Annotated in this window: 8 protein-coding genes; all 8 read right to left on the bottom strand. The window is 67.0% G+C overall.

Translation table 11 applies throughout. The annotated features are described in order from the left end of the window. A partial coding sequence (locus FVW20_RS03050) for an HD domain-containing phosphohydrolase (RefSeq protein ID WP_196608245.1) occupies positions 1–1101 on the bottom strand: 1101 nt, incomplete at its 3' end. Positions 1102–1350: 249 nt separating this feature from the next. Continuing rightward, on the bottom strand, positions 1351–2166 hold the full coding sequence (locus tag FVW20_RS03045; RefSeq protein ID WP_196608244.1) for a MogA/MoaB family molybdenum cofactor biosynthesis protein: 816 nt from the start codon (positions 2164–2166) through the stop codon (positions 1351–1353). A gap of 182 nt (positions 2167–2348) precedes the next feature. Then, on the bottom strand, positions 2349–2762 hold the full coding sequence (locus FVW20_RS03040; protein WP_196608243.1) for a hypothetical protein: 414 nt from the start codon (positions 2760–2762) through the stop codon (positions 2349–2351). A gap of 174 nt (positions 2763–2936) precedes the next feature. Then, positions 2937–3692, bottom strand: a complete 756-nt coding sequence (locus tag FVW20_RS03035) for a LysE family translocator (protein WP_196608242.1) — start codon at positions 3690–3692, stop codon at positions 2937–2939. Positions 3693–4002: 310 nt separating this feature from the next. After that, positions 4003–4734 (bottom strand): amino acid ABC transporter ATP-binding protein, encoded by a 732-nt coding sequence (locus FVW20_RS03030; RefSeq protein ID WP_196608241.1) that lies wholly within the window; start codon positions 4732–4734, stop codon positions 4003–4005. Next, positions 4731–5744, bottom strand: a complete 1014-nt coding sequence (locus tag FVW20_RS03025; RefSeq protein WP_196608240.1) for an amino acid ABC transporter permease — start codon at positions 5742–5744, stop codon at positions 4731–4733. The genes FVW20_RS03030 and FVW20_RS03025 overlap by 4 nt, the downstream gene beginning before the upstream one ends. A gap of 249 nt (positions 5745–5993) precedes the next feature. After that, the gene (locus FVW20_RS03020) at positions 5994–6812 is read right to left on the bottom strand and encodes a transporter substrate-binding domain-containing protein (RefSeq protein WP_196608239.1); all 819 of its coding nucleotides are present in this window, start codon (positions 6810–6812) and stop codon (positions 5994–5996) included. A gap of 396 nt (positions 6813–7208) precedes the next feature. Next, the gene (locus FVW20_RS03015) at positions 7209–7397 is read right to left on the bottom strand and encodes a hypothetical protein (RefSeq protein ID WP_167122614.1); all 189 of its coding nucleotides are present in this window, start codon (positions 7395–7397) and stop codon (positions 7209–7211) included. Between the last annotated feature and the right edge of the window lie 318 nt (positions 7398–7715).

Raw genomic sequence — 7715 nt, 5'->3', positions numbered from 1 at the left:
GGCGCGGGCCGCGTCGGGCGGCATGCCGCCCCGGTAGGGGCGGTCCTCCGCAATGGCCGTGAACACGTCGGCCACGGCCACGATGCGCGCCGGCAGGGGCAGGTCGTCGCCTGCAAGCCCGTAGGGATAGCCGCTGCCGTCCATGCGTTCGTGGTGCAGCGCGCCCCAGGTGGCCACCCTGGTGAAGCCGGGGACAGATGCCAGAATATCCATGCTGTGCTCCGCATGCCGGCGCATCAGGTACATTTCCCCATCGTCCAGCCGCCCCGGCTTTTCCAGGATGTCCAGCGAAACGCCCAGCTTGCCGATGTCGTGCAGCAACCCCGCCACGTACAGGGCCTTGCCCTGCGGGCCGTCGAACCCGGCCCAGCGGGCCAGCAGGCGTGCCGTTTCCGCCACGCCGCTGGAGTGGGTGGCGGTGAAGGGGCTGCGCGAATCGATGACCAGCGAGAACAGCGCGGAAAACGAGATGATCCCGTCGGCATCCAGAACCTCGTTTTCCAGCTTGCTGCCCGTACCGGAGTGCAGATGGCATTCCGGCGCGCGCAGCCCGGCGGCAAAATCCGGGTCGACCGTCAGGTCGTACAGGGCATCCAGCGCATCGGGCCGGAACAGGATGGATCGCCCCCGTTCCAGTCGTTTCATGGCGCCCGGAAACTGCCGGGCGGGGTCTTCGCCGCGCCGCAGTTGCACGTCCAGCCTGTCGGCCATGTGGATGATGTGCGCGGCTTCGGGAACGCCGTCATCCCCCTTGCCGTGGCACCACGGCGCATGGTGATGGCGCACCAGGCGCGCGGCTTCGGCCAGTCGCGGACAGGTGCCCAGCATCACGGCCCCGGCGCGGGAGTGCGAATCCATGTCCTGCTCGAAGACCAGTCCTTCCAGGGCCGCCTTCAGCGGCACGGCCCCCGCGTCGTGCATCAGCGAGGCCAGCAGCAGTTCGCACCTGTCCCTGTCGGGCAGGCCAAGGCGCTCGGCAAGCCGCGCGGCGATGAACCCCACGTGCACGTGATGCGCGGCAACAGCCGGGCTCACCAGGTCGAGCGCACGGGAAAAGGCCACGGTCAGGTCGATGAGCCTGACTTGCAAAGGCTGCTGCATGCGTGTGTCTCTGACGGGACGACGGGCGCGCCGCGCTTCCCCCGAAATGCGCCGTGCCCTTTTCTTTCGCCCCGGCGCCATGCGGCGCCGGTTGATTGTTGGGGATGGTTGCCGTGGTGCATGCCCCGGCATGCAAAAAATCGTAGTGACGCCAAGCGAAGGTTTACCGAGCCGCGCACGATGGCCGCAGGACTCGCATCCCGCTCGGGTCGCTGGCCAACGGGCAAAAAGACCGGTTGGAGGCAGCCCCTACCCGCCGCATTCGGCCGGATCACCCTGCAACTTGTCCAGCGCATGGGCCAGCGCGGGCAGCACGGCGGCAAGATTCTCGGCCACGGCCTTGCGGCTGCCGGGCAGGTTGACGATGACCGCCCCGCCCAGGGTGCCCGCCACCGCGCGTGAAATGACCGCGTTGGGCGTCTTGGCCAGGCTTGCGGCCATCATGGCCTGCTCGAAGCCGGGCAGGCGCCGTTCGATGACCGCCAGGGTGGCTTCCGGCGTCACGTCGCGCGGGCCGATGCCGGTACCCCCGGTGGTCAGGATGAGGTCGTAGCCCTGGGTCAGGGCCAGGTCCACCAGCAGGGCGCGCAGCCGCTGGCCGTCGTCGGGCAGCAGGTAGCCGCGCTCGATGCACAGCGGCATGGCCTCGCGCACCATCTCGGCGATGGTGGGGCCGCTGGCGTCCTGACGCAGCCCGGCGGCGCCCTTGTCGGAAAGGGTCACCCAGGCCAGGGCGCGCCCCCGGCGTCGCGCCAGCAGGTGCAGCACCCGACCGCCCGGTTCGTCACACAGGGCTTCCACGAACACGCAGGCCCCGGCATGCGCCGAGCCGGAACGGGGCAACAGGGTGCGCCCCACCACCCGGAACAGCGGATCGCCCATGGGATCCAGCAGGGCGTCATGCAGGGTGGCACCCACGGCCAGCCCCAGCACCACGTCCGCCTGCACGGCCGCCAGCGCGGGCAACGCCCCCGGCAACCCCACGGGGCCAGCGGCCAGCGCGATGATGCCTCCCCTGGGCACGGGCATGGTGGCAACGTCAAGCATCACGTGGTCGTCGCCCATGGCGGCCTCCCTGCATGCGGTGTGCATTGTGGACATGATTCGGATTATCCCCCACCCTGCGCTGCGACAAGAATCGTGCGTGCCCCGCCGGGGCCTGGGCGTCGTCTTTGCCCCGCAACATCTGCGGCAGGCACGTTCACCCCACCGCGCGAAAGGCCGGGCGCAAAGACTGCACGCAGCCCCTACCGGGCATCGGGGCGGCAGAGATGCTCGCCCATGGCGCCGTAGAAGGCCTGCGCGGCATCCTTGCAGCCCTTGCGGGAGTGGATGTTCACCCAGGTGTCTTCACAGTAGGTGTTCATGGCGCGCAACTGCTCGTCCACATTCAGGGCATCCACGCCCTTCACGCAGGCTTCCTCGGACAGGTAGTGGTTGCCGCGCAACGGAAAACGCACACGGGTGGCCTCGCATCCGCGCATGCAGCCGTTGCGGGTGAGCACGCCGTACTCGTCGTCCTGCTGGCAGCGCGCCTGGCACGCCACTATCAACGGATCGGTGGCCACGTGCGACAGGCCGCCGCGCCCGCCGCACCCGGCAAGGGACAGGACCAGCACGAGGGCGACCGGAACAAGAACCGGCATGGCAATTCGCCGCATGGAAACCTCCGTTGAAGCTGCGCACGGCCCAGGCCGTGCGGATCATGCACAGGTAAGGCTGGACGGAACCCGGTGAACCGGTCGGACTTCAGTGGACCAGACGGACCTGACAGACCAGGCAAACCGGACTGGACGATTCGGCTCCAGGCAATCGCCATCGTCCTCGATCACGCGTCACCCACGATCAAGGGCAAGACGCAGGCCGAAGCCCACCATCAGACCGCCCACGCCGCCTTCCAGAGTCCGCTGCACGCCGGGGCGCAACAGGGTGGCGCGCGCCCGGTGCACCGAAACGGACAGGAACGAAAACCACAGCACGGCCACCACGGCCTGCATGCCGCCGAACAGACAGGCCCGGACAAAGGCGCCGCCCAGCATTGCCGCCCCGGAGCCCCCATCGGCCCCCGCCATGCCCCCGGCGGCCACCACGTTGGGCAGCACGGCCAGATAGAACACGGCCACCTTGGGGTTCAGCACATTGCTCAGAAAACCTTCCACCCACGCCCGGCGCACCATGCCGCGCGTGGCTGCGCGGTATGCGCGCCACTGGGCCGGGCCGGGCGGCACGGTGCCCGGCGTTTCGCACGCATCCGGTGCAGACGGGGCGTCATGCGCAATCGGCGCGACCGGCGCATCGGGACCGCCCTTCCATGCACCGTGCAGGGCGCGCACGCCCAACCACACCAGATAGGCGGCCCCCACCAGACGCACCACGTGGAAGGCCCCGGCGGAATGCACCAACACGGCGGATACGCCAAGGCCGGAACACACCACGTGCACCAGCAGGCCCGACACGCAGCCCAGCGTGGTGGCAACGCCGCCCCGCGCGCCCACGCGCAACGAATTGCGCACCACCAGCATGGTGTCCGGGCCGGGGGTTACCACCAGCAACGCGGCCAGCCCCAGAAAGGCCAGAAATTCATGATTCACGGCAGATCCTCGCCCCCCAAACGCTGAAGCGTCACCAGACGCGCCAGCGGATGGGCGCGACTCTACCCGTTACGCCTGACGGGGGCAACAGGGGGCGCCACCCACCCCAGTGGGGGGCCACCGTGAAGACAACCGGGGCATCCATTGCATGGAATGCCCCGGGAATTGCCTGCGAGATGCGCAGTGTCTTTGCCTTACAGAGGCCAAGCCGGGTCGCGTCAGGCTGTGCAAGGCTGCAGGGTTTTCGTTCTCCGGCACGGAAGCTGCGCCTTTTGCGCAGGGACGCGGCCTGAGCGAACCTACAGGGAACCTACAGGATCTGGCTCAGGAACAGCTTGGTCCGCTCATGCTCCGGCGCGGTGAAGAACTTGTCCGGCGATCCCACTTCCAGAATGCTGCCCTGGTCCATGAACACCACGCGGTCCGCCACTTCGCGGGCAAAGCCCATCTCGTGCGTCACCACCACCATGGTCATGCCCTCGCGGGCCAGATTCTTCATGACGTCCAGCACCTCGCCCACCATTTCCGGGTCCAGGGCGCTGGTGGGTTCGTCGAACAGCATGGCTTTCGGGTCCATGGCCAGCGCACGGGCAATGGCCACGCGCTGCTGCTGCCCGCCGGAAAGCTGGTCCGGGTACACGCCATGCTTTTCGGCAATGCCCACCTTGCGCAGAAGCTCCATGCCCTTCTTCTCGGCCTCGGCCTTGCCGCGCTTGCGCACGGTCTGCTGGGCCAGGGTCAGGTTCTCCAGCACGGTCAGGTGCGGAAACAGGTTGAACGACTGGAACACCATGCCGACCTCGGCCCGCACCTCGTTGATCTCGCAGTCGGGGTCCAGGATGTCGCGCCCTTCGATGAGGATGGAGCCTTCATCGGCGTATTCCAGCCGGTTCAGGCAGCGCAGGAAGGTGCTCTTGCCCGAGCCGGAGGGGCCGATGATGACCACCACCTCGGCGGGGGCCACGGACAGAGAAACGCCGCGCAGGGCGTGCAGTTTGTCGGGGGTGTAGAAGAACTTGTGGACGTTGGTGGCGTTGATCATCGGATGGCCCTGCGTTCAAGGTACTGCACGAACAGCGAAAGGGTGAAAGTAAGCACAAGGTACAGCACCGCGCAGACGATCCACAGCTCGAACGGCTGGAGCGAGGTGGTGACCACCTCGCGCGTGGCCTTGGTCAGTTCGCGGATGGCGATGACCCCGAGCAGCGACGAGTCCTTGATCAGGCTGATGAACTGCCCGGCCAGCGGCGGCATGATGCGCCGGAAGGCCTGCGGCAGGATGACCTTGCGCATGGCCTGGGCGTAGCTCATGCCCAGCGAGCGCGCGGCCTCCATCTGTCCGCGGTGCACCGACTGGATGCCCGCGCGCACGATTTCGGCCACGTAGGCCCCGGTGAACAGGGCCAGCGCCATGACGCCGTACCACAGGGGCGATATGCCCCCAAGGCCCACGTGTTCGAGCAGGGCGTTGATGAGCGTGCCCACCACGAAATACCACAGGAATATCTGCACCAGCAGCGGCGAGCCGCGAATGATCTCGATGTAGGCGATGGCGCCCCAGCGTAGCATGGGGTTGATGGAGATGCGGCACAGCCCCGTGACCACCCCGATGACGATGCCGCCGATGATGGCCAGCACGCTGACTTCAAGGGTTACCCACAGCCCTTCCAGCAGGATGCCGGGCTTGTTCAGCTGGTAGCGGCCCAGCACGTCGCCCCGGTAGGCGAAGTCGCCGGAAGACACCAGCACCTTGCCCTCGCCGGGCAGCATGTGGGTGTGTTCCTCGCCGGAGGCGTCGCGCACCACCACGCGCTGTTCGTTGCCCTGGCGGTCGATGATGGTGACGTCGCCTTCCGCCTCGGCGCGCACGTCCGCCGCCTCGTTCACCCAGAAATACTGGGGCACGCGGTTCCAGCGCCAGATGTATTCCACCGACGAGGAGGCGACCCAGAAGAACGCCACCAGCGCCAGCATGGCCGCCACGAACATGGCTTTCCAGAACAGGAAGAAGCTCCTGCCCTTGGGCTTGTCCAGCCCTCTGTACTGCGTCATCGTGATTCCTTTTGCGGCGCGGCCACGCGCCCGGCACGGGTGCGAAACCCTGCGGACGGTGAAAGCGCCGGGGAGATGGCCGCGCCAGGGCGCGGTGAAAGCCGCATGGCTTCGCGCGGGGGCGGTTCCCTGCCCTTTCCCGGTGAGGGGGAAGAAACGGGGAACCGCGCCCGCGCGAAACCGTGGGGATGCGGGCCGGACGGAGCAAGGCGGGGCGGGCGGATGCCCGCCCCAGCCGGAAACCTCAGGCTACTGCACCTGGGCGCGCCACTCGGTCGACTTCATCCACTTGCTGTAGATGCGTTCGTAGCGGCCGTCGTTCTTGATCTGGCTCAGGAAGTTGTCCAGGAAGTTCAGGAAGTCGGGGTCACCCTTCTTGATGCCGAAGCCCAGCGGCTCGTAGGTGAAGGGCTTGTCCAGGTGAATGGCCTTGCCCTTGCCCTGCTCGGCCATGAACACCACGTTGAAGGGCATGTCGTACACCCAGGCGTCGGCCTTGCCGTTGATGACTTCCAGCGCGCCGTCGGCTTCCTTTTCGAAGGACTTGTACTTGGCCTTGGGCAGCATGCGCTTGGCGGCTTCCTCGCCGGTGGTGCCAAGGCGCGAAACCACGGTGTATTCAGGCTTGTTCAGGTCTTCCCAGGTCTTGACCTTGCCTTCAAGCTTCTTGCTGACGATGACCGACTGGCCGACCACGATGTACGGGTTGGCGAAATTGATGCGCAGGTTGCGCTCCTGGGTCACGGTCATGCCGCTGATGATGATGTCGAACTTGTCGCTGAGCAGGGCCGGGATCATGCCGTCGAAGTCGGTGTTCACGGGCACGAACTTCACGCCCATGGCCTTGGCCAGTTCCTTGGCCAGGTCGATGTCGAAGCCGACGTAGTTGCCGTTCTTGTCGGTCATTTCGAAGGGCATGTAGCCCGCGTCGAAGCCGACGCGCAGTTCGCCGCGCGCCACGATTTCGTTGAGGGTGGATTTCTTGGCCAGCTCGATGTCGGCGGCCATGACGGGCGCGGCGACGAGCACGGCCAGCAGCATGGCGGCCAGCAGCTTGAACAGTTTCATGCGTTCCTCCATCGGATATCGTTGAAAAACCACAACCGGCAACGCGATGCCGCGCCCCGACGCACGGCGGGCGTCGGCAATCCGCCCAAAACGCGCGGGGCGCGGCGCAGACCCCACGGGAGCCCGCTTTGAAATTTCACGGATGCCTGGCGCATCCTGTGCGCACGGCAGGGGGTTCGTTCTCCGGCGAGGAAGATGGGCCCACTGCGGAGGAAGCGCGCGACAGTCGTCATGCGGGCCTGCGAGCATTACCCCGACCGTCGGAAAACGCGAAGCGCGAACCCAACGGATGGAAACCGCAACGCACGAATGGCGACCGCAGCGCACCCTGTCGTACCCGACCGGAGCAAATGGCAGAACCCGACGACGCCGGGGAACGAAAGACCGCCGTGCGGACTAGTATTTGCCCTCGGTAAGCACTTCCTTGACGATCATCTCGACGCGGCACGTCTCGCAACGCGGCATGGGTTCTTCCGGCACCACGATGATGCGCGTGGTGCGGCACTTGGGGCACATGACCTCGACGAAACCGCGCCTGTAACGGTCCTTCAACGGACCGTCCTTGTGTTGTCCTTCCTTGTTCACGGCAGCAACCTCCTTCCCGCCTCCGGACAGTGCACGCCTGCCCGCGCCACCGGAAACGGACCGGCATATTGGGCGAGCCCCCGCGAAAAATCAAGTCCGCAAGTGCGGCACCTCCCCCGGTGACTGTTTTGCGAATTCGCGCGGGGCGACCACAAGGCGCCGCCCATGGCGGTCATTCCAGCCCCAGGGATTCTTCCGTGGCCCGCTTGCGCGCGTCGCGCTCCAGCAGGTGCACCACTGCCCCGGCTTCCGGCAGCCCGCTGCGCGACACCGCCGCGATCAGGTCGCGGATGCGCCCGTCCTCGCGCAGCCAGGCCC

The sequence above is a fragment of the Nitratidesulfovibrio oxamicus genome (assembly GCF_015731765.1).
Taxonomy (GTDB): domain Bacteria; phylum Desulfobacterota; class Desulfovibrionia; order Desulfovibrionales; family Desulfovibrionaceae; genus Cupidesulfovibrio; species Cupidesulfovibrio oxamicus.
Note: the sequence above shows the minus strand (reverse complement) of the source record. Positions and strands in the feature narration are given on the sequence as shown.